Origin of the sequence: Streptomyces aurantiacus JA 4570 (assembly GCF_000414115.1) — a bacterium.
GTDB lineage: Bacteria > Actinomycetota > Actinomycetes > Streptomycetales > Streptomycetaceae > Streptomyces > Streptomyces aurantiacus_A.
In genome coordinates this window covers 95633-121730 of the sequence record NZ_AOPZ01000017.1, presented here as the reverse complement: position 1 = coordinate 121730, position 26098 = coordinate 95633, and the positions used below count along the sequence as shown (strand labels likewise).

Here is a 26098-nt window from a genome sequence, read left to right as displayed (position 1 = left end):
TCAATTGAGGAGTCGTGTGACAGGGCCCGTAGATCCTCCCCAGGGGCGGTCGGTTGACTCAGCTGTTTATGGCCATCGTCCGCACCGCGGATGGCCAGATTTCCCCAGGGGCCCGGGGGTGAGGGGCCCCGAGTCCGTTCCCGCCCGGAGTTGGAACACCGCCTCGCCTGCCCGATATCGGGCAGAAAAGTAGACGTTCCGCGCCCCTCGCCTCTAAGTTGATCGCTCATGATCACTTTGGACGCGATAGGGACTTTCGCCCTGATAGTGGGACTCCTCACGATTACGCCCGGGCTGGATACGGCCCTCGTGCTGCGCACCGCAGCGCTCGGCTACCGCCGGCGTGCCTGGGGCGTGGTGCTCGGCATCCAGAGCGGCACGCTGGCCTGGGGCGTGCTCACCTCGCTCGGTGTGACCGCGCTGCTGACGGCGTCCCACGTCGCGTACGTGACGCTCCGTTGGGTCGGAGCCGCGTACCTGGTGTGGATGGGCGGCAGGCTGCTGTGGGCCACCTGGCGCGACTCGCCCGGCGAGAGCCCGCGGGCGGCGGGCGCCGGGACCGAAACCGTCGGCGCCAAGGCGGGATCGGGCGCCGACGACAGCCTGCTCGGCGGCTGGCGGCAAGGGCTCGTGACCAATCTCCTCAACCCGAAGATGGGCGCCTTCTACGTCGCGGTGCTCCCGCAGCTCATCCCCGCGGGCGCCGGGCGCATCGCCCCGGGAGTGCTCCTGGCCGGCGTGCACATCCTCCTGGCCGTCGTCTGGGCCTGCGTGCTGATCGCCCTGGCGCGTGTGCTGCGGGACCGCCTGGAACGGCCCTCGGCCCGTCGCTGCCTCGACCGCGTCACCGGCACGGTCGTCGCGGCCTTCGGCGTCCGGCTCGCGCTCGGGCAGTGAGGCGCCGGGCGACGCGACCGCAAAGGGGAAACGAGCCGACGTCCGCCGTCGAGCGCCACCCGCTGCCGGAGCCTTGCCGCCGTCGTGGTTCCGTTGGTTCTTTACGTGGGCTTCGGGTTGCCGTCCGGCGTGCTCCGGCCCCGGCCGGCGGCACGCTGGGTACCGTCCGCCGGCATGGACACCCTCATCTTCGGCGGCCTGCTCGCCACCTGGCTGGTGCTCTATCGCCGGCGTGGCCGGACCGTTCTGCTCGTCGGCTGGTGGGTCGTGTTCGCCGCCGTGGCCCTGCTGCTCTCGCACCACATCACCAGCAGCCTGGGGCTGGGGCTGAGTTACTGACATGGCCTCCACGACCGCACCGCTCAGGGACACCGAGGGATCCGGGCTCCTCGGCAAGGTCCAGTACTGGTTCGCCTGCCTCTTCGCCGCGGGCTGGACGGGGATCGTCTGCGCCGGACTCGGGGTGCAGTTCATCAGCTGGGACTACCCCTGCCCGCTGTGCGTGGTCCAGCGGATGTTCATGCTGCTGGCCGCGCTCGGCGCCGGGGTCATCGTGCGCGAGGGCATGACGGGCACCATCTCGGGCCGTGACTACATGAGGGGCTGGGGCCTGTCCCTGGTCGCCTGCATGGGCGGCGGCTTCACGGCCTGGCGGCAGACCATGCTGCACATCCTGCCGGGCGACGAGGGCTACGGCAGCCCGGTGCTCGGCCTGCACATGTACGTGTGGGCGTGGGTCCTGTTCATGGCCTCGGTGGTGGCGATCGGCATCGTCATGGCGCTCGCCCATCTCACGGCCGGCGGCGGGATCCCGACGTCGGGGGCGTACTCGACGGTCGGTCGGGCCGTCCTCTGGTTCGTCGGCCTGATCATCGCCGTGAACCTGGTGGCGGTCTTCTTCGAGGAGGGCTTCCACTGGTTCCTGCCGGACGACCCCACGCGTTATGAATTCTTCTACCAGGTGGGAATCCTGGACCGATGACGGTCCGTCGGCGGACCCGGCCGACGTCCAGGCGGCGCGGGCGACAGCCGGCCGCCCGCCCCAAAGCGGGGCATAGTACTCCGTCGGTCGATGGCCGAAGCTGCCCCCTGTGAGACCGCGGCTCCCGAGTGGCATGTTTGCATGTGTCCATGATCATTCAGGCACAGCAAACATCCGAGCCGCGGACGTACGTGGACCGCATCCTGGAGCACTGGCACACGGACGAGGACGCCGAGGCGCTCGTCCAGGGCACGCAGCGGCTGACCCGGGGAGAGGCGCGGCGGCGGCTGTTCGGTCTGGGGCACGCGCTGCGTCGGCAGGGGCTCGAGCCCGGCGACGGAGTGGGGCTGTTCCTGGCCAATCGCGTGGACTCCGTCCTGGTGCAGCTCGCGGTCCATCTCATCGGCTGCCGCGTCGTGTTCCTGCCGCCCGAGCCGGGACCCGGCGAACTCGCCGCGCTGGTCGAGCAGTCCCGGGCCCGCGCCGTCGTCACCGACCCGCTCTTCGCGCGGCGGGCCGCCGACGCCGCCGGCCGCAGCGTCCACGCACCGGTGCTGCTCAGCCTCGGGCCCTGCGAACAGCCGTGCACGGACCTGCTGGCCGTGGCGGCCGAGTGCCCCGCGGTGCGCCCCGAGGGCGTGCCCGCCCCGGGAGCGGACGAGGCCGTCACCGTCCTCTACACCGGCGGCACCCTGGGCCGCCCCAAGCTCGCCGCGCACAGCCACCGGCTCTACAACGTGCTGGTGGACCTGATCGATGACGCCCCGCAGGACCCCGACTTCACGGGCTTCTTCCCGACCATGGACCCGGGCACGGACCGTGTGCTCGTCTCCACGCTGCTCACCCACGGCAGCGGCCACCTCACCTCGCTCCAGGCGCTCGTGACGGGCTCCGCCCTCGTCGTGCTGCCCGAGTTCGAGGCGGGCGCGGCGCTTTCGGTGCTGCGCGAGGAGCGGATCACGGCCACCATGTTCGTACCGCCGATGCTGTACGCGCTTCTCGACCACCCGGAGTGCGTGCCGGGAGCCCTTCCCGCGCTGCGGCGGATCGTCGTCGGCGGCGCCGCCTCGTCCCCGAGCCGGCTGCAGCAGACGGTCGAGGTCTTCGGGCCCGTGCTCAGCCAGGGCTACGGGCAGTCGGAGGCGCTCGGCATCGCCGCGTTCGGCGCGGAGGACCTCGCCTCGGAGGGCCCCCGGCGACCCGAGCTCTGGCGCAGCTGCGGTCGCGCGATATCCGGCACCGAGATCGAGATCCGTGCCGAGGGCAGCACGGCGGCGCTGCCCGTCCGCCAGGTCGGCGAGGTCTGTGTCCGGGGCGAGGCGGTGATGCTCGGCTACTACGAGGATCCGGAGCGCACCGCGGAGGCGCTGCACGACGGCTGGCTGCGCACCGGGGACATGGGCTATCTCGACGCCGAGGGGTACCTCTATCTCGTCGACCGGGCCAAGGACATCATCGTCACCGGCAGCACCAGCGACAACGTCTACTCCAGGGTCCTGGAGGACTTCCTGCTCACCCTGCCCGGTGTGCGCAACGCGGCGGCGCTGGGCATACCCGACGACGAGTTCGGGGAGGCCGTACAGATCTTCCTGGCCACGGCCGAGGACGCCGACGTCGACCCGAACGCGGTCGGCGCCGCGGTGACCGCGGAGTTGGGCGACCTGTACACGCCCCGAAAGACGGTCCTCCTCGACCGGCTGCCGACGACCAAGGTCGGCAAGGTGGACAAGAAGGCGCTGCGCGCCGCGTGGACGAGCACGGCCCCGGGCACGCCGTAGGCGCCGCCGCCCCTGGCTGCGGCGGTGGCCCGGGGGTGCCCGGCACCGCCTGCCCGAGTAGGGTCGGGGGCTGCGTGACGGCTGATGGCTGCACTCCGGCCCCCCGGCCCTTGTCAGGGCACATGCGTACGTGGCCTTTCCGGCCCCACCCGGGAAGAGCGCGAGGCATGCGCGTGCGGAACCCTCCGTACGCGGCGGGAACCGGGTCGCGGCTCCGACGTCTCACCGGCAGTACAGCGGACCCACGGGCCCGTACCCCCCACACAAAGAGCCGCGCGTGCGCGGCCGCAGATCAGGAGCACCAGTGCAGGGCATCCCCCACATAGCCAGCACACCGCACGACGGGCGATCGCCGTCCGGACACCCCTGCCCGCCGGGCGCCGTCGGGCGCCGGTGCGGCGAGGCGCTGTCGTGACGAGGCAGCCGACCGAGTACCGGGCGCCGCACGCGGGACGGGACATGACTCGGCGCATGCCGCACCGGGCGGCGGCGCCTCGCGCCACGCCGGTGGCGCGGCGTCCCCGGTCCGCGGCGCCCCAACTCCCCGTATTCATCGACGAGTCGGGCTGGCGCAGATGGACGCTGCAAGGCTTGGCGCTGATCGTGGGCTGCGGCTGCCTCGGCTATCTGCTGTTCGTGGGCACGCTGATCAACGGCCTTTGGCAGCCCGTCGGTTCGCGCCCGCCGAGCACGAACGGACCGGCGCCGTCCGCCCCGGACTCCGGCAACGCGCCGGGCGGCTCCGGCGCATCGGTCCGGGACGAGGCCCACCGGCCGCAGGACAGGGCCCACGCGGACCGACACGACCACCGCCGCCCGTCGGGCCGCGACGATCGCCGCCGCCCGTCAGGCCGTGACGACCACCGCCTCCCGTCAGGCCGTGACGCCCACCGCCTCCCGTCGGCCGACAGATCCGCCCCACCGTCCGGAGGCCCGAAGCAGTGAGCCGGCGCACCGCTGTCCGCCGCCCGCCGCGCGGACACTGGCTCGTCCTCCTGCTGGTCCTCCTCGTGGTCGCCGTCGCCCTCCTCTTCGAGGGCTGGACGACCCACCAGGTCGATGCCGCCCGCACCAAGCCGCCGTGCACCCGGCCCATCCCGCGCGAGGCGGACGACGGGAAGCCGCTGCTGCGGTTCGGCCCGAGCGGCGTCACCACCGCGGCCATGCCGCCGGGGACCGTCGCGCTCACCTTCGACGGCGGACCCGACCCGGTGTGGACGCCGCGCCTGCTCGACCTGCTGCGCAGGCACCAGGCGCGGGCGACCTTCTTCGTGTACGGGAAGGACGCGGCCCGGCACCCCGAGCTGACGCGGCGGATCCTGCGCGAGGGCCACGAGATCGGCTCGTACACGTACAGCGGCGGCGACCTCGGTGTCGCCTCGCCGCTGCGCGCGCGGCTCGAACTGTCGCTCACCCAGACCGCTCTCGCGGGCGCGGCCGGCGTCAACACCACCCTGCTGCGGCTGCCGCACACCACGGCCGCGGACACGCTCTGCGGCCCGCAGTGGCCGGCCGCGAAGCGCGCGGCGGAGCACGGGTACCTGGTGGTCGCGTCGGACCACAAGGACCGCAAGCCGTGGCGCGGGGTGGTGACGCAGCACAGCCAGACCGACCTCGGCTACCACGAGGCCAGGGATCTGCTGCGGGACCGCAGGGTGAAACGGTTCACCACCGTCAGCGGCGGCCTCGGCCGTCCCTCCTTCGTCGCCGCGGTCCCGGTCGCCCAGGAGATCAAGGGCGAGGGCCTGATCTGGTCGCAGAAGCTCGGGCACGCCTTCCTCACCGTCATGGTGTGGACGCTGACCCTCACCGGCGTGCTCGGCGTCCTGCGGATGCTGCTGTTCGCGGTGTTCGCGCGGCTCCACGTGCGCAGGCTGCACCGGTACCGGCCCGGCGCGCCACGGCTGCGGGAGGTGCGGGACCCGGTGACCGTCCTGGTGCCCGCGTACAACGAGGAGGCCGGCATCGCCTCCACCGTGTACTCGCTGCTCGCCTCCACCTACCCGCACTTCCAGATCATCGTGATCGACGACGGCTCGACCGACGCCACCGCCGACATCGCAGAGGACATCGCCGACGCCGACCCGCGCGTCACGGTGATCCGGCAGCGCAACGGCGGCAAGCCGAGCGCCCTCAACACCGGCCTGGCGCACGCCCGGTACGACATCGTCGTGATGGTCGACGCGGACACCGTCTTCGAACCCGAGGCGCTGGCCCGCCTCGTCCAGCCGCTCGCCCACCCGGCGGTCGGGGCGGTCAGCGGCAACACCAAGGTCGGCAACCGGCGCAGCCTGATGGGCAAATGGCAGCACCTGGAGTACGTACTCGGATTCAACCTCGACCGGCGGATGTTCGAGGTCCTGGAGTGCATGCCGACGGTGCCGGGGGCGATCGGCGCCTTCCGCAGGGACGCGCTGATGGGCGTCGGCGGCGTCAGCGACGAGACCCTGGCCGAGGACACCGACCTCACGATGGCGCTCTGGCGGGCAGGATGGCGCGTCGTCTACGAGGAGTCGGCGGTCGCCTGGACCGAAGTACCCTGCAACGTCAGGCAGTTGTGGCGCCAGCGCTATCGCTGGTGCTACGGCACCCTCCAGTCGATGTGGAAGCACCGGCACGCGGCGGTGGAGGTCGGCCCCGCCGGGCGCTTCGGCCGGCGCGTGCTGCTCTACGTCACGCTGTTCCAGATCGTGCTCCCGCTGTGCGCACCGGTCGTGGACATGTTCGCCCTGTTCGGGGCGTTGTTCCGCGACCCGGTGGAGGCCGCCCTGGTCTGGTTCGGTTTCCTCTCCATCCAACTGGTCACCGCCGCGTACGCGCTGCGGCTCGACCGCGAACGGCTGCGCGTGCTGTGGGTGCTTCCGCTCCAGCAGTTCGTCTACCGGCAGTTGATGTACCTGGTGGTCATCCACTCCGTGACCACCGCACTGCTGGGCACCCGCCTGAAGTGGCACAGCATGAAGCGCGCCGGAACCGCCGACCCGTATCTGCTCGAAACGCCGCCCGAAGAGGCGCGGCGGAGCCTGCAAGGGAGTTGACCATGGCAGACCCGCTCGACCAGCGGGCCGGACGCGCCACACCCGCGGGGGAGCACGGCTGGGACGGCGAGGCCGGGAGCAGTCCCGTGGGCGTGCGCCAGGAGCCGGACGCGTACGCGGCTCCGGAAGAAGGCTCCGCCGCGCGTGAGCGGTTCGCCGAACGCCCCAGCTCCCGCTACGGGCCCCGGCGCGCCCACGCGCGACGGCCGAAGAAGCGCAGGAGACTGCGGCGGGCGGTACTCGTCCTGCTGGCCGTCGTGGCCGTCGCGGTGGGCGGCACGTACGGCTGGGCCGAGACCCGGCTCCGACGTGACGTCGACCTCGGCGCGTACGGCGACCGTCCGCCGCCCGGCGAGGGCACCAACTACCTCGTCGTGGGCTCGGACAGCCGTGACGGGCTCTCCGAGGACGACGTGAAGGACCTGCGCGCCGGCGGGGGCGGCGGGCGGCGCACCGACTCGATGATGCTGCTGCACACCGGGGCCCACGGCACCACCATGGTCAGCCTGCCGCGCGACTCCTGGGTCACCGTGCCCGGCCGCCTCGACACCTCGACGGGCAAGACGAAGCGCCCCGAGGGGGACAAGCTCAACGCCGCGTTCTCCTACGGCGGCCCCGAACTCCTCGTCCACACCGTCGAGCAGAACACGGGGCTGCGCGTCGACCACTACGCGGAGATCGGCTTCGCCGGTTTCGTGAACATCGTCGACGCCATCGGCGGCGTACGGATGTGCCTGGACCGGGACATCAAGGACAAGAAGTCGGGCGCCGACCTGCGCAAGGGCTGCCAGAGCCTGAACGGCAAGCAGGCGCTCGCTTTCGTCCGTCAGCGGCACCAGGAGAGGGAAGGCGATCTGGGCCGCTCCAGGAACCAGCAGAAGTTCCTGTCGACCCTCGCCCGCCAGGCCGCCCGGCCCGACACCCTCTTCGACCCGCTGGAGATCGCTCCGGCCGTACAGGCCGGGCTCGACACCCTCATCGTCGACAAGGACATGAGCCTGCGGGACCTCGCCGGTATGTTCCGCGCCGTACAGAGCGTCGCGGGCGGCCGCGGCAAGCAGATCAGCGTGCCCGTCTCCGGCTTCGGCGTCCCCACGCCCAAGGGCAACGTACTGAAGTGGGACGCCGAGAGGTCGGCCCGGCTCTTCGCCGACCTGCGGCACGACCGGCCGGTGACGGAGACGGGGAAGAGAACCCGGTAGCGGCGTCCCGGGCGCGCACTTACGCCCACGACGACATCCGCTCACAGTCAGTGACCACCGCACCGAACTGGCCGAATGATTTTGCGTCTGGAAGGCCGCCGCCGGGACCTTATGCGCGCCTGAACGCGGTGCCCCTCACGGCACCCGCGTGCCATCGGCATACCTCAACATGCCTGTCACGCAGGCAACTAGCCTCTTGAGTGCTGCGGCCGACGGGCCCGGTCACGGATGGCGACGCTCTCCTGACGCATGGCTGAAACCCGCGTCTGAGCAACCGAACAATCTTGTGATTCTCTGGTCATGCGCCCCTCCAGGCACTTAAGTACCTGTCAGGCACTCGCCACCGGCCAAGAGAGCGAAAACTACCGGCCGGGTCACGCGTCAACGGCCGTCTCCGCTCTGCTCGTCGGCCCGCACCGCTGTCCTTCGCATGCCTGTGTCAGCCCGTCCCGACTGCCCCGAGAGTCCTCCCGCCTATGGCCGCCAGTGCACACCATTCGGTGTCGTGCTCACATCACCCGGCGAGCCGCAGCGCTCCCGGCAGGCCCAACAGGTCACCCTCCGGCCGAGAGGGGCACTGATGGCGAGTTCGAACCCGGCCGGCCGTGACACGGACCTGTATGCGGCGGTGCAGGGCATTCAGGCGGGTTACTGGATGGAGATGCGGCAGGTCCTTGCCCGCACGGGCACCTGGCAGCAGTGGACGTCCCGTACTCAGGTCCTCGGGATTGTCGCAGCTCAGGCCAACGTCGTGGAGTTGTGGCTCGAAGAGGAACCGGGGAGCCTCGCTGCCCGGGTGATGTACGCCAGAGTCGCCACCGAACGGGTGCTGCAGGCCCACCGAAGGCACTGGGCGCGTGACTCCCGGAAGAAACAGGACCTGGAGAGACTGGTGGCCCGGGCCCGGGACGCGTGTCACAGGGCGAGCGAGGGGAACCCCGACGACTCGGTGCCCTGGATCTGCCGCCTGGCCCTGGCCGAAACGGACACAACAGGACGCTATGCGGAGCATCACGTGGCTCCGCCACCCCACGAGTATCTGCTGCCTTACGGGCCATGGGGCCTCCTTGGGGAGGCGCACCGCCGAGATCCGTTCAACCGCGAGGCATGGCACCGCATGTCCCAGGCGCTCCAGGCCCATCCGGGTCCGGCGGGCCGCCAGGCGGTCGCGACGGATTTCGCCCGCTGGACGGTCTCTTTCGCGCCGCCCGACTCGCCCCTGCTTCTGCTGCCTCTCTACGCCCGCGTGCAGGAGCACCGGGAGCGGCGGGACAGAGGAGTCGAGGTCATGCTGAACCTGCTGTGGACCAGGGAGGACAGCACCCGGGCCGTCACGCAGGCATTCGAGGGCTGGTTCCGGAAGTGCGACCCGGCCACCAGTTCCCAGCTGGATCTGAACTACCTCGCATACGCCCTGGCGAGGGGCGGCTTCCCGCAATGGGCGACTGAAGTCTTCGACGCCATCGGCGACTTCGCCACTCCCGCCCCGTGGCAGTACGACGCCCGGCACCCGGAGGACCAGTGGCGGAAGGCATTCGAAGAGGACCGCGTCGCCTGCCTGAGATCCCACCCGCGGCATACGGGAAAACACCCGTGACCGCCGGCCCGGCCCCACGGTCCGGCGCCGCCCCGCCCCGCCGGCGGCCCGACGGCCACCCCGCCCGCCCCCCTTACTTTCAGCTTTCCTGTGCGGAGAACCAATGACTTCGGTAAGAGCACGGCGCCAGCAGCCGAACCCGGTCACCGACGACGGGGAGGACGCGCGCATCCTCCAATCGCTGGGCTACACCCAGCAACTGCACCGCAGGATGGGGGCTTTCGGTAATTTCTCCGCCTCCCTGTCGGTCATATCGATCATGTCGGGGACCTTGCTGCTGTTCGGCTTCGGCCTGAACTCGGGAGGCCCCTCGGTCATCGTGTGGGGATGGCTCGCCGTCGGGCCGCTGGTGCTGTGCCTGGCCGCGGCCCTGGCGGAGATCACCTCCCGCTACCCCACCAGCGGCGGCCTGTACTACATGGCCCGCCAGCTCGGAGGTGAGCGGTGGAGCTGGTACACCGGCTGGCTCAACCTCCTGGGCCTGCTCGGCGGAATCGCCGCCCAGGACTACGGCATCGCGACGTTCACCGCCGCGTGGATGAACCTGCAGTTCGGGCACACGCCGACCCCGGAATCCCTGCTGCTCCTGTACGGGATCATCCTCGCGCTGCACGCGATCCTGAACCTCTTCGGCACCCGGCTCATGAACATCCTGACGACCGTGAGCGCGTGGTGGCACCTGGCAGGAGCCGTCGTCATCATCGGCGCCCTGGCGTTCGTGCCCTCCGACCACCAGTCGGCCGGCTTCGTCCTCGGCGAGTTCACCAACAACACGGGCTGGGGCGTCCCGGTCTACGTGATCCTGCTGGGCATGCTGCTGCCGGTCTTCGCCCTGGCCGGGTACGACACCTCGGCCCACTTGAGCGAGGAGACGCACCACGCCTCCGTCGCCGCGGCCCGCGGGATCTTCCGCTCGGTGGCGGTGTCCTGGATCGCCGGCGGCATCCTGCTGCTCACCCTGCTGTTCGCCATCCAGGACTACGCCACGACGCTGTCAGGGCCGACCGGCGTACCAGTGGCACAGATCCTTCTGGACGCGCTGGGCGAGGCGGCGGCAAAGGCCCTGCTCCTGGTGATCATCGTGGCCCAGTTCCTGTGCGGCTACACCGTGACCGCCAGCGCCAGCCGGATGATCTACGCCTTCGCCCGGGACGGTGCCCTGCCCGGATCGGGGCTCTGGAAGAAGGTCAGCCCCCGCACCGCCATCCCCGCCAACGCGGTCTGGCTCGCGGTCGCCGTGGCCTTCCTGCTCGCGCTGCCGTCCTTGTACTCCAACACGGCGTTCTCGGCGGTGACCGCCATCTCGGCCGTGGGCTTCACCTCGGCCTACGCCATCCCGGTGCTGCTGCGACTGCTCCACCGCGACCGATTCACCCCGGGGCCCTGGAACCTGGGCCGCTGGAGCCGGCCGATCGGCTGGGTGGCGGTGGTGTGGGCGGGTGCGGTCACGGTGCTGTTCCTGCTGCCGCAGAGCAGCCCGATCACCGCCAATACCTTCAACTACACCCCCGTCGCCGTAGTGGTGGCCTTCCTCATCGCCGCCCTGTGGCGGCGCTTCGGACGCGACTCCTACCACGTGCCCCGCTCCAGTTCCCCGACCGAGGACAAACAGTTCGAGGGCATCATCTAGTGGCAGCGACACCGCAGCACCCGCAGCACCCGCAGCACCCGCAGCACCCGCAGCACCCGCAGCACCCGCAACGCCCTGAACGCCCTCAACACCCTCAACGACCCATGGGAGTACGGTGACTGGCCTCACGGAGTCCATCGAATCGCTGGAGCAGCTCACCGTGGCCTGGCGCGCCATGGTGCTCGACCGCGACGTGGACGCGGATGTACGCGACCTGCCCGGCATCGCCGTCCGCTGGGCCGACAGCCGATTCTCGTTCTGGAACTGCGTCACCCTGACCGACCAAGGAGCAGGAGCCGCTCTCCTCACGCAACGTCTGAGCCAGGCAGCGGACATCATGCGTGCGAAGGAGCACCCGGGCTTCCTGTGGCTCTTCGAGGACCTCCTCGACGACGAGGCGCGCACCGCGCTGCCCACGGCGGCCGAGCAGGCCGGCCTCCAGTACGCCTTCCCCGGCAGGGGCATGGCCGGAGACCTGCTGCCCATTCCCGAGCCGGTCCACCCCGACCTGACGTTCGTACGGGTGCGCACGGACGAGCACTTGCGGGCCTACGCGGACCTCCAGTCACGCGCCTACGGGTTCCCCGTGGAGGACGGCCGCGCCGGCCTGGTCGGATCCGCGCACTGGAAGAGCGAGATGTACGCCTACCTGGGCATGCGGGGCGACGTTCCGGTGGCGTGCGCCGCGACGGTCGAGGCGCAGGGCCGCCTCTTCGTCGCCTTCGTCGCCACCGACCCGCGGTGGCAGCGCAGGGGCTACGGCGAGGCGGTCACGCGCAAGGCGCTGTACGAGGGCGCCCGGGCCACCGGGCTGACCCGCGCCACGTTGCACGCGACCGCCGCCGGGGCTCCCGTATACCCGCGTATCGGCTTCACGCCGAACACACCCATCCACTTCTACAACGTGAAGGGGCTATAGCCGGTCCCGGGACCTGCTGCGGCCGGCCGGTGTGGATCGGAGGCGGCGCCCGGAGATCAGCGCAGCCCGGCGAAGAGGTCGTTCTCGGGAACGGCTGCCCCGGTGGCGTCCTTGACACGTACGAAGGTCTCCACGCCCATCAACTCGCCGAACCTCTGCTTGCCCATCTTGAGGAAGAAGATGTTCTCGCCCTGGCTGGCGTGCGCGGCCAGGGCGTCGAACTTCTGGCTGCTGAACGCCGTGGTGTCCACCCACGTGGTGATCTCGTCGTCGGGGAGGCCGATCTCGGCCATCGCGGCGGCCTCGGCAGGATCCGGCTCCGGCATGTCCGGATGCAACTCGCGCATGATCTCGCCGAACCGCTGCATGCCCGAGCGGGGCATCGTCGTCCAGTACACCTTGGGTGTCAGTTCGGTCAGCTCCAGCGCCGCCATCGTGATGCGGTGGGCCTGGATGTGGTCGGGGTGGCCGTAGAAGCCGTTCTCGTCGTAGGTGACGACCACGTCAGGCCGGTAGTGCCGCATGAGTTCCGCGAGGCGGGCGGCGCCCTCCTCCACGGGGGCCTGCCAGAAGGACCCGGGGGCGTCGTTGCTCGGCCAGCCCATCATGCCGGAGTCGGCATAGTCCAGCAGCTCCAGATCGCTGATCTTCAGGACGTCGCAGCTCTCATTGAGTTCTTGACGGCGCATCGAGGCGACGGCCGCCGGATCGTGCCCGGGATCGCCTGGTTTGGCGCCCCCCGGTCCGTCACCGCAACCGCCGTCGGTACACGTCACGAGTACGGTGCGGATGCCCTCCGCCGCGTACTGCGCGAGGATCCCTCCGGTTCCGGTGGCCTCGTCGTCGGGGTGGGCGTGTACTGCCATGAGCGTCAAGGGCCGGTCGGTCATGAAAGGTCCTCCTGCGGAGATACGTCTTGGTACGAGTGCGCGGCGGGCGTACCGCGCTCCCTCGATCGATGCAACTGTGCCGACCGGGCCGGGTGTTCCCGGCTCACTGCCCCGCGCTTCTCCCGCGTAGGCTGGCCCCGGACTTGGTGATCATGCGCCTGGGCGGTCGGCCGGACGGCGGAAGAGGGAGGCGGCGTCGGATGGGCGGAGACGTTCTGCGCTGGAGCGAATACCGCAGCATGCCGTGGCGCAACGGCGGCGGTACGACCCGGGAGGTCGCGTCGGGCACCGTGCGGGCGACCCCGGCCCCGGCGGAGTCCGCGGACGGCTTCGACTGGCGGGTGAGTGTCGCGGACGTGGACGCGGGAGGCCCCTTCTCCTCCTTTCCCGGGATCGACCGCGTGATCACGCTGGTCGAGGGCGACGGCATGGTGTTGACCGTGGACGGGACCCCGCAACCGGTCGGGCCGTTGAGCCCCTTCGCCTTCTCCGGCGACGCGGCGACGGACTGCCGCCTTGAGGCGGGCGCGGTACGCGACATGAACGTGATGACGCGCAGGGGCCGGGCGACGGCACAGGTGCGGATCGTGGCCGTCGCCGCCGCAGAGGTGGCGGAGACGGCGTGCGCCGCGGGTGAGACGCTCCTCGTCATGGCCGTCACCGAAGGGATCGCCGTCGGCGGACCGGACATGCAGGAGACCGCCCTCGGCCGTCTCGACTGCGTACGTCACGAAGGCCCGGGGGTGCTGACTCTGGGGGGCGAAGGCGCAGTGGCCGAGATCAGGATCACCGCGGCGCGCTGACGTGAACATCGTGTGGCCGCCGCCGCCGATGGCCTTCGGGTTGACGACGGTGCCCTGCTCCTGGGTGACGAAGGACTTGACGACCTTCGACGGTAGGCGTCCAACAGGTCAGCGGGCGTCCTATTGATCCGTGAGGGTGAGCGGCATGAGCGCAGATCCCGTGGCGACCCGCGGCGTACGAGACCCGGCGGCCCGTCTGCTGCAGTTGCTTTCGCTGCTCCAGGCTTCGCGCGACTGGACGGGCGTCGAGCTGGCCGAGCGGCTCGGCGTCACGCCGCGCACCATCCGCCGCGACATCGACCACCTGCGTGAGCTGGGCTACCCCGTCGAGGCCGGCCAGGGCAACATCGGCGGCTACCGCCTCGTCGCCGGGACCGCCATGCCGCCGCTCCTCCTGGACGACGACGAGGCCGTGGCCATCGCGATCAGTCTGCGCACCGCTTCCACCGCCACGGTCAGCGGCATCGAGGAGACCTCGCTGCGGGCCCTGGCGAAGCTGGAGCAGGTGCTGCCCTCGCGCCTGCGCCACCGCGTGAGGTGCCTGGCCCAGGCGGCCACCGCCGTCCCCCATCCCGTCGCAGGACCCGACGCCGATCTCCTGGCCGCCCTCGCCGCGGCCTGCGTGGCCCACGAGAAGATCCGCTTCAGCTATGCCCCGGGCCGCGGCGAGCCGTCGCGGCGGCTCGCCGAACCGGTGCGCCTGGTGGCCGCGGGACGGCGCTGGTATCTGGTCGCGTACGACCTCGACCGGGGCGACTGGCGCACCTTCCGCGTCGACCGGATCGACGCACTGCACCGCACCGGCTCCCGCGTCCCCGAACGCGCGCTGCCCGACGGCCAGGACGCGGCCACGTATGTGGCGGGCGTCCTGGGCGCCGGTCCTGGCAGCTGCCGCGCCGAGGTGATCGTGCACGCTCCGATCGAGCGCGCGGCCGAGGGCGTACCGGCCTCGCTCGGCGTCCTGGAACAGCTCGACGAGCACAGCTGCCGCCTGCGTACGGCCCCGGACACCCCCGAGTACCTCGCCTTTCGCATCGCCGCCCTGCGTCTGGACTACACCCTGGTCGGGCCGCCCGAGATCGTCCCGCACCTGCGGCGGATCGCCGAACGGGCCCTGGGCGCCATCGAGGCAGTCCGGGGCCAGGATCGATGAGCCGAGTGGCTCAGGACGTATCGCTGAACCCGCTCCGCGTCACCGGGCGGCCGCGGAGCCGTCGGCGGCCTCGGCGCCGACGGACGCGCCGGCGCGCCCGGCCCCGCGCGGTATCGCGTACAGCACCGCGAAGGCGGCGAGGAAGGCTCCGGCGACGTACGGCAGGGTGTGCGCGAAGGCGTCCGGCATCTTCGGAGCCTGGGTGACGGGGTTGCCGTCGCCACCCAGCTGGTTGAAGAAGATCAGCGAGGAGAGGGCGGTGCCGACGGCCTGGCCGAGCTGGACGGTGGTGTTGTTCAGGCCCGAGGCCGAACCGGCGTGCTCGTGCGGCACCTCGGACAGGATGATGTCCGCGAGCGGCGCGACGATCAGGCCCATGCCGATCCCCATCGGGACGAGGGGCAGCATCGCCTGCCACAGCGCGATGTCCGCGCCGTAGTGGCCGACCAGCCACGCGAACAGGACCATCCCCGCCGCGGCGGTCAGCGCGCCGGACTGGAGCACGGCGCGGCCGAAGCGCGGCACCAGGATCTGCATCGAGACCCCGGCCCCGGCCATCAGCAGCAGGGACAGCGGAAGGCCGGACAGGCCCGCCTTCAACGGCGAGAAGCCGAGGCCGAGTTGCAGGTAGAGCGTCCAGGCCAGGAAGAAGACGCCGGAAGCCAGCCCGAAGAGGAGCTGCACGCCCAGGCCGCCGGTGAAGCTCTTGCGGGTGAAGAGGGACAGGACGACGAGCGGGGAGCCGCCGCGGGCGATGACCCGGCGTTCGTACGCGACGAACAGCGCGAGCACGGGTACGGAGGCCGCCGGCATCACGTACGTCCACACCGGCCAGCCCAGCTCGCGGCCCTGGATCAGCGGCAGGACGAGGCAGAGCAGGCCGACCGTGGACAGAAGCATGCCGCCCACGTCGAGCCGGGCCGCGTGCCCGGACTTCGACTCGCGGATCAGGACCGCGCCGACGATCAGGCCGAGCACGCCGAGCGGCAGGTTGACCAGGAAGATCGGCCGCCAGCCCATCCCGAACAGATCGCCCTCGACGAGGAGTGCGCCGACCAGCGGCCCGGCCAGGACGCCCAGCGCGGTGACCGCGCCGAAGACGCCGAAGACCTTGCCCCGCTCCTCCTTCGGGAAGGAGACGTGGATGATCGACAGGACCTGGGGCACCATCAGCGCGGCCGCAGCCCCCTGCGCGATCCGGCCGGCCAGGAGCACCTCGGGGGCGGTGGCGATGCCGCAGACCAGCGAGGTGAGGGTGAACCCGGCGACCCCGACGAGGAAGACCTTCTTGCGGCCGAACAGGTCGCCGAGGCGCCCGCCGGTGATCAGGCCGAGCGCGAAGGCCAGGGCATAGCCGCCGACCACCCACTGGATCTGGGCGGTGGAGGCCCCGGTGTCCTCCTGGACGTGGGGGATGGCGATGTTGACGACGGTCACGTCCACCGCGTCCATGAAGGCCGCGACGAGGAGGACGACCAGCGCCGCCCACCGGCGGGGATCCGCCGCCGCCGGTGGGGGAGCGACCAGCGCGTCATCCGCTGCCGCTTCTATGACGGTTGGTTGTGATTTGTTCTCGGACATGCGATCGACGGTAGAGGTCCAATAGGACGCCCAATGTCCTCACGGCACGACCTCGTTGACCATCCGGTCGACGTCCAGGGTCAGTTCGAGGGCGTCGAGGACCGTCGCCGGGGCGATCTCGTTGTCGGCCTCGCCGCGCAGGCAGGCAAGGACGTGGTCGATCATCGCCGCGTACTGGTCGGCGGGCGGCAGCTCCAACTCCCGTACGCCGTCGGGGGTGTAGGCGGTGAGGGTGCCGGTCGGCCTGCCGTCGAAGCCCATCGTCGACAGCGACTCGAGGACTCCCTGGGTGAAGGTGGCGGTGTAGCCGCCGCGGGCGCCCCACGGCATGGGCATCAGCGAGGAGACCGAGTCGCGGGCCATGGCTCCGTCGAAGCGCAGGACCGCCTCGATGGCGGCGCTGTCGTCGTCGCGGGCGACGGTGCTGACGTCCACACGCCGGGGCTTGCCCAGGGTGCGGGTGACGATGTCCATGTCGCCGTGCATGGCCTCCAGCGGCAGCACCTTCAGTCCCAGGGAGAACCCCGGCCACAGGTGGGCCGTCCGGTTCCACAGGGCCAGCTGCTCCAGACGCCCGTAGGTGCCCTCGCGTACGGCGTCGAACAGGACCCGGTTGGCCGGGATGAACCGCTCGTACATGTCCACGAACACCTGCTTGTCGCTGCGCTCGGCTGCCTCGGCCACGCGCCGCGCGTCCTCCAGGTTGTCGGCCAGCGGCAGCTCGACCAGGACGTGCTTGCCCGCCTCCAGCGCACGGAGCGCGTACGCGGCGTGGAGCGGGACGGGCAGGCAGATGTCGACGAGGTCGAAGTCGCCGTCGAACGCCTGGTCAAGGTCGGTGGCGGCGGTGAGCCCGAACTGTTCGGCCACTGTGGCGGTCTTCTCCGGGTCGCGGCCGAACATCACCACTTCCACGTCACCGCGCGCGGCGTAGACGGCCGCGTGCGCCTGGCCGAAGTTGGTGCCGAGCAATGCGATCTTCATGAGGTGTCTCCTTCGCGTCCCAGTGCCGTCGTACGGCTTCGGCTCGTACGACCTCGAGCCCGGCCGGTGGCCTCGCGCTCCCGCGTGATCGGCCGGCGCGGGCCTGTCGGACGGCTGGGGTCCGCCCTCCATCCGTCCCTGACGCTAAGCCCCTTTTAGGACACTTCACGCCCTAATAGGCTGGGAGCCTGAACGGCATGACCTTGCCCGCCCGCATGCGCCACCAGGTCTCCGCCGTGCACACCGCCACGGTGCCGCTGGCCTGGGGCGTCGGCCCGCAGGCCGACCCGGTCGCCCTCGCCACCCTGGCCGCCGCCTGCCGTGACCACGAGACCGTCACTTTCGACCACCGCTCCCGGCAGGCCACGGAGCCCACTGCCCGCCGTGTCGAGCCCCACGCGCTGGTGGCGGCCGGAAGCCGCTGGTACCTCGTCGCCCATGACCTGGACCACGCTCCGGGGTGCTGCCGAACTCGCCCCGTACCTGGAGGAGTTGGGGCAACAGCTACTCGGTGCCGCCCGCACGCTCGGCGAAGCGCCGAACCACGAGGAGGCGGACCAGTGAACGCAACGGACCCTTACCCCGCCCCTTTCCGGGCCTCCGCCGTGGGCTATGCCTCGATCCTGCTCGAAGCCGGAGAGTCCGTTGTCGGGCTGGCCCGCCGGCTCGGGCACTCGTCGCCGAGGACGCCAAGCCCGGGGCCGTACCGGTACCTGTGTCGGCGGAGCCCTCTGTGTATGTGGCGGACCTCGGTTCGTACCTGCTCGCGTTCCGGCATCGGGACACCTCTTGGGTCAGGCTGCGGCGGAATTGCATCGAACGTGAATGCATCTGTCGCACGCATTGCCGTATTTCGGCGCCTCGATATGCGAATGTCGCTCACTCATGGGAAACACCAACCACTCCCGATATCAGCTGTTCATGGGTGAGATATCGAAGGCGGTGCGACTGTATTTTTTCCTGCGCGGGCTGGCTTCGTATGTCGGGAACGGCGCTAGTATTTCTATACGACCAGGCCCCTGGTACGTGACAGGCAATTATGCCGATCACGAATGCGCCGGGGCCGATGCGCGCCGGTTTCTCGGTTCGGCCAGGGTGCCAGGTACATCAGAGATCACTGAGGAGACGTCATGAAGAAGGCGTACGAAGCCCCGACCCTCGTCCGGCTCGGGACGTTCCGTCAGCGGACCGGTCTCTTGCAGCGCCACGGCAACGACCGTCTGATCTTCAGCAAGAACTAAGGCAGCCGGCTCGCAGAATCGACGCCATGCCTACGTCGCATGAGACGGGGGGAGTGGGCCCCGGTGACGCACACTTCGCGGTCCTTCCGGACTGCGTGGACGCGATCGCCGCGGCCCGCTCCTTTCTCCGCCCAGAAGCCAGGACCCTGGCGCATCCCTCGGGTCGGCCGTGGCTGGTCGGCCGGTGGAGCGACCAGGAAATCGTCACCGCGCACGCCGGGCGGGCCGCCATCGCCGTGGTGGGCTGCTGCTCGGTCGGACCGGACGAACTCAAGGGGTACGCAGAGCGGTTGCGGGACCTCACCGAACTCGACGCGCTGGCCCGAAGGCTCTCCGGCAGCTTCCACCTCGTCGCCGCGCTCGACGGACGGCTGCGCGTGCAGGGGACCGCATCCGGCCTGCGCCTCGTCTTCCACGCGATCGTCGACGGCGTGCAGGTGGCCGCCACCAGTGCCGAGGTGCTCGCCGCCGCGACCGGCGCTGAACCGGACGAAGAACGGCTGGCCGTACGGCTGTTGTGGCCGGCTCCCTACCCGCTGTCGGAGACCTCGCTCTGGCGGACCGTGACGGCCGTTCCCCCCGAGGACGCGGTGGTCGTCGCGCCCGACGGGCGGACGGCCCGGCACTCGCGCTGGTGGGCGCCGCCCGACCCGGTGCGCTCCCTGGCTGAGAGCGCGCCCTTGGTGCGGGAGGCGCTGGCGGACGCCGTCGACGCCCGTACGAGCGCGGGCGGAGTGGTCAGCTGTGACCTGTCCGGCGGCCTGGACTCCACCTCGGTCTGCTTTCTGGCCGCGCGGTCACCGGCCCGTGTGGTGGCCAGCACCTGGCCCGGCCGCGACCCCGCCGACTCCGACCTGTACTGGGCCAAGAAGGCCGCCCGCTTCCTCCCGGACATCGAGCATGTGATCTGGGACGCCGACGAATCCCCGCTGGTGTACGACGACTTGCTGGCGATCGACGACCTCATCGACGAGCCCACCATCGGCGTCATGGACCGGTCACGCGTCCTGCACCACCTGCCCGGGCTGGGGCAGCGAGGCAGCCGAGTGCACCTGACCGGCATCGGAGGCGACCACGTCGCCTGGTGCTCCGAAGCCTATTACCACCGCCTCGTCCGTACCCGCCCGCTGATCGCCCTTCGGAACCTACGCGGCTTCCGAACCCTGTTCCACTGGCCGCTGGGCGCCACCGCGCGCGCCCTGGCCGACGCCCGGCCCTACGGACAGTGGCTCGCGCACTCCAGCCGAGACCTGCGCGAGGCAACGGCGCCGCCCGTCAGCGGAACCCTCGGCTGGGGGACACCACCGCGCCTGTTCGACTGGATCACCCCCGAGGCGGCACGCGTCGCCGGGCAGGCACTGCGCGACGCGGCCGCGAGCGCCGTACCGCTCCACCCCGACCGGGGCATGCACACCGACCTCGAACAGATCCGCAGCTGCACGAGGATCGTCCGGCAGTGGGACCGGATGGCCGCCCGCGCGGGCGTGCCCATGGCCTCACCGTTCTTCGACGACCGGGTGATCGAGGCATGCCTGGCCGTCAACCCCATCGAGCGCGTCACGCCCTGGGCCTACAAGCCCCTGCTGACCACCGCCATGCGGCAGATCGTGCCGGACGTGTGCCTGGAGCGTGCCAACAAAGCACAGGCATCCATGGACGCCTCCAACGGATTGCGCGAACGCCGCGGCGACCTCATGAAGTTGTGGGAGGACTCGCACTTGGCCCAGCTCGGCCTGGTGGACGGCCGAGCGCTGATGGAGCTGGCCCGACGGCCGTCCACACCCGGGCTGGGCGAAGGAACTTTGTATTCGACGATCGCCTGTGAAGTGTGGCTGCGAAGCCTTTCTCGTCATAGGCGAGAGGTTTTCAGAGGCTGAAGGCTCAAGGGTTCGCCGGTTTTCGGCAGAAAAGGACTCGGCATATGGCACTGCGTTTCGCCCCTGATATCACCACCGCGGAGACGGAATACGGCACCGTCCTGCTCGACCAGCGCAGCGGTCACTACTGGGAGCTCAACCCCACCGGCACACTCGTGGTCCGGACACTGCTCGAAGGCGGCGAGGAAAAGGACGCGGTCGACGCGGTCATCGCCGAATTCGACATCGACCGCGCCCAGGCCGCGCAAGACGTCGCGGCGCTCATCCACCTGCTGCGGACCTCGGGGCTGACCGCATGACGACACCGAGCGCACTGACGCGGCCGACGGGCATCCCGCTCACCCGACGGCTGGCCGCACGGCTCGTCCTCATCGCCGCCTTCCTTCTGTCCTTCCTGCCACCGCGCCGGATCCGGGCGGTACTCAACGCCGTACGCCGTGGTGCGGCGCCCGCCTCCGCCACGCAGGCCAAGTCCGCACGGGACGCGATATGCGCCGTCAGCCTCCGGTGCGCAGGCCCCCGCGGCTGCCTTCCGCGCTCCCTGGGCACCGCACTGCTGTGCCGGCTCGGGGGAACCTGGCCGACCTGGTGCACGGGGGTGCGTATGGTTCCCCCGTTCACGGCGCACGCCTGGGTGGAGATCGATGGCCGACTGGTGGACGAAGGAGTACCGGACGACTACTTCAGCCGCCTCCTGACTGTCCCCCCGGTAGGGCGGCCGACTCGGTGAGCGAGAAGGCCGCGGCCACGGGCGCGGACGGCCCGTCGGTGCCGGGCGCGATCGCCGCCATGTTCCGGCTCACCGCCGGGCACCGGTCGGCGATGACGATCGCCTCGGTGCTCACCTTGGGGGGCTCCGCCCTCGGTCTGGCCCAGCCACTGCTCGCCAAGACCATCGTCGACGCGAGTTCCCACGGACACATCGTGGTGCCGGTGCTGGTCCTCGCGGCCCTCTTCGTCGCCGAAGCGGCGACGGGCGCGGCCGGCCGCTTCGTCCTGGAACGCATGGGTGAGGGAATCGTCCGCGGCCTGCGCAGCAGTCTGGTCAGCCGGCTGCTGCGCCTGGAGATGCGGGAGTACGACAGGCATCGCACCGGCGATCTGATCTCCCGGGTCACCACCGACACCTCCCTCCTGCGCGAGGTCGTCTCACAAGCGCTGGTGGACCTGATGACCGGCTCCCTCGTCGCCGTGGGAGCCCTGGCGCTGATGTTGTGGATCGACCCGCTGCTGCTGCTCATGGTGCTGCTGACCGTCGTCGCGGCGGCCGTGGTGGTGGCCTCGCTGCTGACCGGGCTGCGCACGGCCGCGGAGCACATGCAAGGGGCCATCGGGGCGATCGCCGCCGAACTGGAACGGGCGCTGGGCGCGCTGCCGATGGTGCGGGTGCACCGGGCCGAGGAGCGGGAAGCCGAGCGCATGGGGGCGTGCATCGACACGGCGTACAGCGCAGGCGTACGCACCGCGCGGCTGTCATCCGTGCTGAGCCCCGCGGTCGAACTCGCCGTGCACGGTTCGTTCCTGCTCGTCCTGGTCATCGGCGGCCTGCGGGTGAACGGGAACGCCAACACACTCGGTGACCTCGTCGCCTTCATGCTCTACGCCACGTACCTGATGGTGCCGCTGTCGTCGGTGTTCCAGGCGGTCGGCTTGGTGCAGCGGGGGATGGGAGCCTTCCAGCGCATCGACGAGGCGCTCTCCCTGCAGGCGGAGCCCGCGGAACCGGAGCCCGCGGAATCGGAGTCGCCGAAGCGGCCGGTGCCCGCCCGCTGCTCCCCACGGCCCGCCCCGACCACGCCGGAGCCCGCCCTCGCCCTCGACGACGTGTGGTTCGGCTACCGCCCCCACTGCCCGGTCCTCCAAGGCGTCTCCCTGACCGTGCCACCCCGCCGGCAGGTCGCCCTGGTCGGCAGGTCGGGCGCGGGAAAGAGCACGATCTTCGCCCTGATCGCACGCTTCTACGAGCCGGACTCCGGCACGCTCCGGTTCGACGGGCATCCGGCGGCCGAACTGGGCCGCCCGGAGTGCCGCTCGCGCATCGCCGTCGTCGACCAGAACACCCACGTCGTCCACGGCTCGCTCTGGGACAACATCACCTACGCGGCGCCCACGGCGAGCCCGGCCGAGGTCCGGAAGGCTGTCGAACTCGCCAACCTCACCGATGTGATCGACCGCTTGCCCGGCGGTCTGAACGGCACCGTGGGCGAACGGGGCAGCACTCTCTCGGCGGGAGAACGCCAACGCGTGGCCCTCGCCCGGGCCCTCCTCACCCGCCCCTCTCTGCTCCTCCTGGACGAACCCACCTCCCACCTGGACGCCATCAACGAAGCGGCGCTCAGCCGCGTGCTCCAGGACGTCACACGTCAATGCGCCCTTCTGGTCATCGCCCACCGCCTCTCCACGGTCCAGAACGCCGACCAAATCATCCTGCTGGAAGCAGGCCGCGCCATCGCCGCGGGGCGCCACGAGGACCTCCTGACGACCAGTGCCGACTACCGGGAACTGGTGGCGGGGCAGGCGCTGCGGACTCAGAGCACGAACGGGCGGGGGACGATGCGGCTTCGCTGACCTGCGGCGGTCAGATCGATGCGTAGCACTTGCCCCCCCGGGATGGAACGACCATTTGAGAGCTCTCGAATCGGTTGTCCTCCACCCCGACGCCAAGGCGCAATATGAGGGTCAGCCAGGCGTCATCACGCCATCAACAACGCAGTCGCACAGCGCCACCGGTGCCCCTCAGTGCTCGCAAGACGAAGGGAGAACCATGCGCTATCACATGGCCACCCGGGATCGGCGCCCTTCCGGGTGCGGTACGGGCAAGTGGACATAGGCTTTGAACTGTGCGGCTCAGATCCGCAAGCCTGGAAAGCCTCCGTCACCAAGTCCCAGACCAACTCGACAGGAAAGAACGTCGGGTTCTGCTGGTCAGAGACTGGGAACGCAGACCCGCCCACGCCGAGGCCATGGTGAGCCTCGGGATCATCACGCTCATGACCCACACACCGCAGTGGCCGCCGGAAACCGGCGGCCACTGCATTGGAGAGAGGTGATCCTGATGGACACCCCGGAACCAGCTCCCGATCTCGCGGCTTGACGCCCCTGACCAGCCTGATCGTCCCAATCACATCAAGATCCGGGGCCCCAAGACCGCAAGGCGCTGGCGACAGCCTCGACTTCCCCTACAAAGAGACGTGGCTGCCTCCAGAGACTTCAAAAGCTTGGCCGTCATAGAGGCATGTGTAGGTGTTGTTGACACTGTTTCCGACCAATGACAATGAGTCCGGTGACAGTGGTTTCCCGATTGCCTCAGTGACGCCTGACAAGCAGGGATTGGCGGCGGCAGCAGGGCCCGCTGCGAGGAATCCTGCTACGGCCGCTACGGCGAGGGCGGCGGCGATGCGATGCAGCACCGTTCTCTCCTTCTGTGGAAATGCAGACGTGCTGCCAGGCTTCGCACCGGGACATTCAGCGAACCCCTGATTCACCCTCAAGGGACCTCAAACCGCACTGAAGAGTGGTCCTGGCATGTCCCTTTCGAAGCAAGTTCTGACGGTCTGCGGTGGCTCCGCCTGGCAACGTTCGAGCTGATCAGCGGCGGTGGGGCCAAACGAAGACGTCGCCCGGCCTTCAAGCATGTGGGGCCAGGATGGCCGATATCGAGGGGCCGATTACAGGCGTAGAAGCCAGCCTTGGCCTGGTGGACAAGGTCGCGCTCATCCCTGCGCGAGTGGGGCACGGGCTTAGGAGGGTTGTTCCGTTCGAGGGTAGGGAGACTGTGGTTCTGGGGATGGATCTTCCTTCTGCGTCTATATCCGCCTGGCTTCCTCTGACGAGTCTTCGATTGGATACCCGGCGTCTTGCAGCATGCGGATGCCGGTCTCCAGCGACGGCACTCCGGCAGTCACGCCCTTGACCACTTTCGAGGATTGCTGCCCGGTCGGTTGAGGTGTGCGGCCCAAACGCCAGCCGGCAGGGGCACGTGGCCCCTTCGGGTCAGCCTTCGGCGCGGCCCGCTTGGTGGATGCGCTGCACCATCAGAGGATGCCGTTTGGTAAGCGCACGCCGGGGGCGCGTTGAGGGTGCGAGCCAGCATTACACACCCGAAGTACCGCGTTAAGGCGGGACGTGTAGCCGCGGTCTGCTGCGGCGGGAGCGCCCACGAACAGCACGATGCCGGCGCAGAGCACCGCCCATGCCTCGATCACGTCCGAGCGGCGCCGCAGTCGCCACCACAGAACCCGGGAGGACGTGGTTTCAACTGCTCGTGCCTCCGGGGGAGTTGAGCTCGCTTGCGATTCCGTCCGCCCACGCCGACACGGCTTCGAAGTCGCGGAAGTCGCCTCCCTTGCCGGACTGCACGATCATCCGGGCGATCCGGCCACGGGCCCGCTCGTCGAGGCGGCCCCCGAAGGTCACGTGCCCCCGGGCGTCGAGCCTGCGCGCCACGCGTCGCACGGAGGGCGACGGCGGCAGGTCCCGCTGTGACGCCGAGGAGTCCAGCGGACCGCTGCTGAACAGCCACAGCGGGCGACGGGACAGAGCACGCCGGTGCCGCCGAGCGAAGCGCCGCGCATCACGCTGCCAGCGTCCGGCGTACAGTGCGCCGCCGAGCACCACGGCGTCGTACGCGGAGACATCCCGCACCTCCCCCGCCGCCCGCACCTCCGTCGCCAGCCCGGCCCCGCCGAGCACGGCGCCGACGGCCCGGGCGAGCTCGGCGGTGGATCCGTACGTCGACCCGTAGGCGACAAGGACCGTGCCTGCCATGGCCGTACCCCTCTCACAGCCTGCGCAGCCAGTCGTCGGCGACGCCGTGCAGTGCCTCGTCCGAGGGCCGCAGATGGGAGTCGTCCAGGCGGTAGTGGAGCTTGTCGACGACCGCGACCACGCCGTCGATCTGCCGGGTCATCCGGACGGCGACGGATATGTCGCTGCGCCGTTCGAGCTGTCCGCGCAGTGTCACCACGCCGTCGAGGACTTCGACGGCGATGGTCCGCGGCGCGAGCCACAGTGTCTGCACGAGTACTTCGTCGACGACATCGCAGCGAATCTCCGCGTCGGGCCGCAGGAACACCTGAAGCAGGTCGCGGCGCGTGACGATGCCGACGAGACGTTCCTCCTCGTCCAGGACGGGCAGCCGTTCGACGCGGTGCCTGGCCATGGTGCGGGCGGCCTCGGCGATGGTGTCCTCGGCGTGCACGGTGACGGGGGGCTGGGACATCAGTTGTCCGGCGGTACGGGCGTGGGCCTTGGCCGTCCGCCTGCGCGCGCCGGGGAGCAGCTTTCGCCAGCGGATGGCCGGCGTCGGCTCGTAGGGATCTTCGGCCTCTGCCTGGCGGGCCATGAGGTCCGTCTCGGAGAGCACTCCGATGACGTACTGCTCGTTGTCCACCACCGGCAGTCCGCTGATGCGGTGGCGGTCCAGGAGCCGGGCGATCTCCTTGAAGGGGGTGTCGTACGTGGCCTGGACGACGTCCGTCGCCATGACGGTGCCGACCTTGCGGTGCTTCATGTCTTCGCCTCCTC

General features: G+C 70.4%; 23 protein-coding genes and 1 pseudogene. 19 read left to right on the top strand and 5 right to left on the bottom strand.

All coding sequences use genetic code 11. The features are described from left to right. Nucleotides 1–228 precede the first annotated feature (228 nt). From STRAU_RS02380 to STRAU_RS02335, 10 genes are all read left to right on the top strand, one after another. Nucleotides 229–897 (top strand): LysE family translocator, encoded by a 669-nt coding sequence (locus STRAU_RS02380; RefSeq protein WP_037657118.1) that lies wholly within the window; start codon nt 229–231, stop codon nt 895–897. Nucleotides 898–1071: 174 nt separating this feature from the next. Continuing rightward, nucleotides 1072–1236, top strand: coding sequence for a DUF5993 family protein (locus STRAU_RS42830; RefSeq protein ID WP_016638622.1), 165 nt, complete (start codon nt 1072–1074; stop codon nt 1234–1236). A 1-nt stretch (nt 1237) separates the two neighbouring features. After that, nucleotides 1238–1879, top strand: a complete 642-nt coding sequence (locus STRAU_RS02370; protein ID WP_016638621.1) for a disulfide bond formation protein B — start codon at nt 1238–1240, stop codon at nt 1877–1879. A gap of 149 nt (nt 1880–2028) precedes the next feature. Next, a complete protein-coding gene (locus tag STRAU_RS02365) occupies nt 2029–3657 on the top strand; it encodes a class I adenylate-forming enzyme family protein (protein WP_259299807.1) in 1629 nt (542 codons plus the stop codon). Nucleotides 3658–4068: 411 nt separating this feature from the next. Beyond that, entirely contained in the window at nt 4069–4602 is a 534-nt protein-coding gene (locus STRAU_RS42175) for a hypothetical protein (protein WP_158691996.1), read from the top strand. Further along, entirely contained in the window at nt 4599–6695 is a 2097-nt protein-coding gene (locus STRAU_RS02355) for a bifunctional polysaccharide deacetylase/glycosyltransferase family 2 protein (RefSeq protein WP_016638616.1), read from the top strand. Before STRAU_RS42175 ends, STRAU_RS02355 begins: the two co-directional genes overlap by 4 nt. A gap of 2 nt (nt 6696–6697) precedes the next feature. Next, nucleotides 6698–7897, top strand: a complete 1200-nt coding sequence (locus STRAU_RS02350; protein WP_259299806.1) for an LCP family protein — start codon at nt 6698–6700, stop codon at nt 7895–7897. Between the two features lie 580 nt (nt 7898–8477). After that, the gene (locus STRAU_RS02345; RefSeq protein ID WP_016638615.1) at nt 8478–9494 is read left to right on the top strand and encodes a hypothetical protein; all 1017 of its coding nucleotides are present in this window, start codon (nt 8478–8480) and stop codon (nt 9492–9494) included. A 103-nt stretch (nt 9495–9597) separates the two neighbouring features. Then, nucleotides 9598–11124, top strand: coding sequence for an amino acid permease (locus STRAU_RS02340; RefSeq protein WP_016638614.1), 1527 nt, complete (start codon nt 9598–9600; stop codon nt 11122–11124). 115 nt (nt 11125–11239) lie between these two features. Continuing rightward, a complete protein-coding gene (locus STRAU_RS02335) occupies nt 11240–12043 on the top strand; it encodes a GNAT family N-acetyltransferase (RefSeq protein WP_016638611.1) in 804 nt (267 codons plus the stop codon). A 56-nt stretch (nt 12044–12099) separates the two neighbouring features. Here the strand turns inward: STRAU_RS02335 and STRAU_RS02330 are convergent, their stop codons facing one another. Then, on the bottom strand, nt 12100–12933 hold the full coding sequence (locus STRAU_RS02330; protein ID WP_037657112.1) for a PIG-L family deacetylase: 834 nt from the start codon (nt 12931–12933) through the stop codon (nt 12100–12102). Between the two features lie 200 nt (nt 12934–13133). Between STRAU_RS02330 and STRAU_RS39865 the strand changes: the two genes are divergently transcribed. Both STRAU_RS39865 and STRAU_RS02320 read left to right on the top strand, forming a co-directional pair. Beyond that, nucleotides 13134–13736 (top strand): HutD/Ves family protein, encoded by a 603-nt coding sequence (locus STRAU_RS39865; protein WP_016638609.1) that lies wholly within the window; start codon nt 13134–13136, stop codon nt 13734–13736. A gap of 145 nt (nt 13737–13881) precedes the next feature. Next, the gene (locus STRAU_RS02320; protein ID WP_037657110.1) at nt 13882–14889 is read left to right on the top strand and encodes a helix-turn-helix transcriptional regulator; all 1008 of its coding nucleotides are present in this window, start codon (nt 13882–13884) and stop codon (nt 14887–14889) included. Nucleotides 14890–14928: 39 nt separating this feature from the next. On the opposite strand, the gene STRAU_RS02315 is transcribed toward STRAU_RS02320, so the two are convergent. Continuing rightward, on the bottom strand, nt 14929–16470 hold the full coding sequence (locus STRAU_RS02315; RefSeq protein ID WP_016638606.1) for an MFS transporter: 1542 nt from the start codon (nt 16468–16470) through the stop codon (nt 14929–14931). A gap of 39 nt (nt 16471–16509) precedes the next feature. Beyond that, the gene (locus STRAU_RS02310) at nt 16510–17454 is read right to left on the bottom strand and encodes a Gfo/Idh/MocA family protein (protein WP_016638605.1); all 945 of its coding nucleotides are present in this window, start codon (nt 17452–17454) and stop codon (nt 16510–16512) included. 197 nt (nt 17455–17651) lie between these two features. Between STRAU_RS02310 and STRAU_RS43400 the strand changes: the two are divergent. The 7 genes and pseudogenes from STRAU_RS43400 to STRAU_RS02290 form a co-directional block, all read left to right on the top strand. Then, a pseudogene (locus STRAU_RS43400) lies at nt 17652–17846 on the top strand (DNA-binding transcriptional regulator); the annotation flags it as partial. A 46-nt stretch (nt 17847–17892) separates the two neighbouring features. Continuing rightward, a complete protein-coding gene (locus STRAU_RS43395) occupies nt 17893–18018 on the top strand; it encodes a hypothetical protein (RefSeq protein ID WP_016638604.1) in 126 nt (41 codons plus the stop codon). Between the two features lie 566 nt (nt 18019–18584). Continuing rightward, on the top strand, nt 18585–18695 hold the full coding sequence (locus STRAU_RS41245; protein WP_016638602.1) for a keywimysin-related RiPP: 111 nt from the start codon (nt 18585–18587) through the stop codon (nt 18693–18695). A gap of 26 nt (nt 18696–18721) precedes the next feature. After that, complete coding sequence (locus STRAU_RS02305) at nt 18722–20572, top strand: lasso peptide isopeptide bond-forming cyclase (RefSeq protein ID WP_037657108.1); 1851 nt, start codon at nt 18722–18724, stop codon at nt 20570–20572. Between the two features lie 44 nt (nt 20573–20616). Continuing rightward, a complete protein-coding gene (locus tag STRAU_RS02300; RefSeq protein WP_016638601.1) occupies nt 20617–20871 on the top strand; it encodes a lasso peptide biosynthesis PqqD family chaperone in 255 nt (84 codons plus the stop codon). Beyond that, nucleotides 20868–21302 carry a lasso peptide biosynthesis B2 protein gene (locus STRAU_RS02295; protein WP_016638600.1) on the top strand — a complete coding sequence of 145 codons (435 nt, stop codon included), beginning with the start codon at nt 20868–20870 and terminating at the stop codon, nt 21300–21302. The genes STRAU_RS02300 and STRAU_RS02295 overlap by 4 nt, the downstream gene beginning before the upstream one ends. Then, complete coding sequence (locus STRAU_RS02290) at nt 21299–23140, top strand: ABC transporter ATP-binding protein (protein ID WP_016638599.1); 1842 nt, start codon at nt 21299–21301, stop codon at nt 23138–23140. Before STRAU_RS02295 ends, STRAU_RS02290 begins: the two co-directional genes overlap by 4 nt. A 1686-nt stretch (nt 23141–24826) precedes the next feature. Here STRAU_RS02290 and STRAU_RS02285 read toward each other — a convergent pair. Next, a complete protein-coding gene (locus STRAU_RS02285) occupies nt 24827–25339 on the bottom strand; it encodes a flavodoxin domain-containing protein (protein WP_016638598.1) in 513 nt (170 codons plus the stop codon). A 13-nt stretch (nt 25340–25352) separates the two neighbouring features. After that, nucleotides 25353–26084, bottom strand: coding sequence for a CBS domain-containing protein (locus STRAU_RS02280; protein WP_016638597.1), 732 nt, complete (start codon nt 26082–26084; stop codon nt 25353–25355). Nucleotides 26085–26098: the final 14 nt, after the last annotated feature.